This window comes from bacterium (assembly GCA_037131655.1).
GTDB lineage: Bacteria > Armatimonadota > Fimbriimonadia > Fimbriimonadales > JBAXQP01 > JBAXQP01.
In genome coordinates, this window is record JBAXQP010000270.1 from 1 (window position 1) to 3,714 (window position 3,714).

The window sequence follows — 3,714 nt, forward strand, 5'->3', positions numbered from 1 at the left end:
CTTTATGGGGGTTGGCGCGAAAGCCTGGGCATCCGTTTCAGTGCTGCAGGCATGGTTAGCGGAGGCGATCGGGACCGCATTACTGGCTTTCTTCGTATTTGCCCTAACGGAAGAGCGCAGTCACAGCCGGCCCGAATTAAAGCATGCCCCGCTGTTTATCGGTCTTGGGGTAGCTATAATAATTTCCGCTTTAGCGCCATTGTCAATGGCCGGGATTAATCCCGTCAAAGACTTCGCTCCGAGATTGTTTGCTTACTTAGTCGGATGGGGCTCGATCGCCATTCCCGGGCCTCGCGGTGGGTTTTTTACAGTCTATATCATCGCTCCTTTTGTCGGAGCTTTCATTGGGGCCAGCGCTTATCATTTTGGATTTAGGAACCCGAGACAAGAACAGGTTGATGAAGCGCTTGTCCTGGAACGCCAGAATTAACCGATTGAAGGTGATGGTGGGCGGTATACTTATGGTCGGTATAAAGTTATGGCTACAATTCGCCCATTTTCTCTGCTCATAAAGCCTGCGTCGGCAGATTGTAATTTATGCTGCCCGTACTGTTTCTATTTCGACCGGAACAACCTCTATCCCCCACCCGCCCGAATGACTGTGAAGACACTTGAAAAGCTCATTTCATCTTATTTAGCAACTCCCCAATCGGTCTATTCATTCGGCTGGCAGGGAGGCGAGCCGACCCTTATGGGGTTGGAGTTCTTCAAACGAGTGGTGAAGCTTCAGCAAAAGCATGCGCCGGATGGCGCAGTTGTCTCGAATACGCTTCAAACTAATGGGGTACTCATCGACGATGAATGGGCTAGGCACTTGGTGGAATATCGTTATCTGGTTGGGGTAAGTCTAGATGGTCCTGCGGAGGTTCATGACGCTCATCGAAAGAATGCTGCCGGCCAAGGTTCGCACGCTCGTGTGATGGAGAGTATTGACTGCTTGAAGAGGAATCGGGTGGATTTTAACGTTTTGACACTCGTAACCCAAGCCAATGTCCGCAAGGGACGTGAGATTTATCAGTATTTGCGAGAGCAGGGAACAGCCTTTCAGCAGTATGTGCCCTGTGTTGAATTCGATGAGCAGGGGAGTCTGCTTCCATATGCGATTAGCGGGGAAGAGTGGGGTGATTTCCTTTGCGAGGTATTTGATGAGTGGGTTCGGGCCGATACCCTGCGGGTTTCAGTCCGGTTATTTGATGCAGTGCTGGCGAAGATGGTGGACAACGCTAACTCAATCTGCCACATGAGTGATAACTGCGGTTTATATTTTGTGGTTGAGCATAATGGAGATGTCTACCCCTGCGATTTCTATGTCGATAGTGATATGCAGCTCGGCAATATTAAAGAAAATGACTGGGTTGAGCTTCAAACTTCAGAGAAATACCGCTCGTTTGGAAAGAAAAAACGCAACTGGTCAAGAGATTGCGCCAATTGCGAGTTTCTGGCATACTGCATGGGAGACTGCCCGAAGCACAGGAATTCAAGTACAAGTTGGCTTTGCGAGGGCTTGAAAAAGTTCTTTAAGCATTCTCTCCCAACCTTCGAGCGCCTTGCAACTCAAATTCGTGCTCAAAGAGGCCCCATCGCCGACCGAAATGCCCCTTGCCCCTGCGGAAGCGGCAAGAAGTACAAGAAATGCCACGGCAAGTAGGGTGGAAGATAACGGGATGAACGCTCCCCTGACACTGGGCTGAATCAACTCACTCAGGCTCTTGCGGGTGTCGCCTTTTGATCTCAGGAATTGCCCAAGCCCTGTCCGTCTTCTTCAGAAACTCACAGTATTCCTTTAGGTGTCCGCGAGCGTGATATGGTCCGCCTTCTTTCATCACCGTCCACAGCGGGTCTACGTCAAAGGACATCGACTGCATCATTTCGTCGTGCCATTCGGTGAGGTGGTAGACCGCATCTCGACACACATCAGGCCGATCGGATGCCAGATCGAACTGTTCGTGCGGGTCTTCTGCAACGTTGTAGAGCATTTCCTTGGGAAACATGTGGAAGCCGTCGTGGTAGGTCCGCATATACATCCAGTTACCAAAGCGCACACTGCGCTGGCACACGTGCGCGCACTGGCTCACGACCAAATAGTCTCGCCCGCAGTCCTCACCGCGCGTCAGAGCAGTCGCATAGCTTCTTCCGTCCCAACTTTCGGCCTTAGGTCTGCCGAATACATCGGCGAGAGAAGGACAAAGATCGAGGTTGTAGTGCAAGCCATTGTCCACATGGCCCTGTTTGCATCCGGGCCAACGAATGATCATTGGAATTCGGCAAGTGATTGCATCGGCAGTGGCGTGCTCGCCGTAGATGCCCAGTTCCCCTATGTTCTCGCCGTGATCGGAGGAAATAATGATCGCCAGATCGTCCATAACCCCCTGTTTAGCCAGCGCATCAAAGAGCATGCCGATGTGCTGATCCATATAGCGAATGCCACAGTCGTAGCCGTCAACGAACCGGTGCAAGTCCTGCATGTCCTTGATCTCGCCGGGTTGCCGCCAGAACTTGGGGTCGACCTTGTCGTCATACATATTGGTTTCGCGGGCGCCGTGTGGGTGCGCAGACGAGCGATGCTTGGCCAGGACCTCCTCGTTGAACCACTCCGGCAGAGGCTCATTCTCGAACGGGTTGCCAAACTCATCGGGCGCGCGGTACTGGGTATGCGGGTCCCAGTAGTTCACGTGCAGGAACCAGTTGTCTTCTTTGGCATTTGCCTCGATCCACTTGAGCACAGTTGGTGTTATTTCTTCCGCGGACTCGTTTCCACACTTGCCGGTGTTATACATCTCGTTGAAGCCTGCATAGAACCACCACGCGCTGTGCCGCTCGGCGAATGGGCTGATAGAAACCGTCTTCATCCCCACAGAGCGCAGAAAAGCGGGAAGGCTTTCATTCTTAAGCTTGTCTCTGAATTCCCGTGACTCACCCTCAAGCCGCATGTCGGCGGCCAACCCGCCATGGTTTACGATGCCGTTATGTATACCGAATCTGCCCGAGAACATCGCGGCTCGCGAAGGCAAACACGGCGCGTCCGAGCAATAGTAGTTGGTGAAGCGAATTCCTTGCTCGGAAATCCTGTCGATGTTCGGCGACGTCTCACGGTGATAACCATAGCATCCCAAATGGTCAGGCCGCAGGGTGTCCAGATCCAAGAACAATATGCGCATGTATTCCTCCGAGGAGTTGTTATTCGGGATTGTCGGTCTGACATCCCAGGTCCGGTCTTGTTGCAAATTTCTCAGCTAGCCCCACCGCGCCCGCAATGGTGACGCCATAGAAGACCGTATGGCGCTTGAGGCTATTATAGTCGATCAACTTGCCCATCTCCTTGTCTAATGACCATTATAGCCGTGTGGTTGCCGGGTGTCAAGCACGCGATGTCCATCTTTGTTAAGTCTGATTGAGCATGAAGTACTGTTTCCAACCCACGGCACTAGCCCCAAAGCGGGCAATATGTTACACTACTATCAGAAAGACATTGCCAAAAAAGAGGGGGGATATGTTGCGAATTAAAGTATTAGTAACCGTTGTCTTGGGCGTGGTGGTATTACTTATGCTGATTATTATTCCTGTTATTGATCCGTTTAGGAAGCACTTTGAACAAGATATTGCTCGTAACGATATGGAAACTCTCCGTTCAATCATACTTCAATATGCTGAAGATCACGGGGGCCTTATTCCCGCATTCGATACAGCCTCTCCCCCCGACTGGTATAAGGAGAT

Annotated in this window: 5 protein-coding genes; 3 read left to right on the forward strand and 2 right to left on the reverse strand. The window is 51.6% G+C overall.

Annotation, left to right across the window (positions count from 1 at the left end):
• On the forward strand, window positions 1-430 hold a 430-nt coding region (locus tag WCO51_10980; GenBank protein ID MEI6513777.1), incomplete at its 5' end, for an aquaporin.
• A gap of 48 nt (window positions 431-478) precedes the next feature.
• Entirely contained in the window at window positions 479-1,648 is a 1,170-nt protein-coding gene (locus WCO51_10985; protein MEI6513778.1) for an anaerobic sulfatase maturase, read from the forward strand.
• Between the two features lie 49 nt (window positions 1,649-1,697).
• On the opposite strand, the gene WCO51_10990 is transcribed toward WCO51_10985, so the two are convergent.
• Window positions 1,698-3,158, reverse strand: coding sequence for a sulfatase (locus WCO51_10990; GenBank protein MEI6513779.1), 1,461 nt, complete (start codon window positions 3,156-3,158; stop codon window positions 1,698-1,700).
• Between the two features lie 19 nt (window positions 3,159-3,177).
• Window positions 3,178-3,306: a hypothetical protein gene (locus WCO51_10995; protein MEI6513780.1), complete on the reverse strand. Its 129-nt coding sequence runs from the start codon at window positions 3,304-3,306 to the stop codon at window positions 3,178-3,180.
• 184 nt (window positions 3,307-3,490) lie between these two features.
• Here WCO51_10995 and WCO51_11000 point away from each other — a divergent pair.
• Window positions 3,491-3,714 (forward strand): hypothetical protein (locus WCO51_11000; protein ID MEI6513781.1); only part of this gene is annotated, 224 nt, incomplete at its 3' end.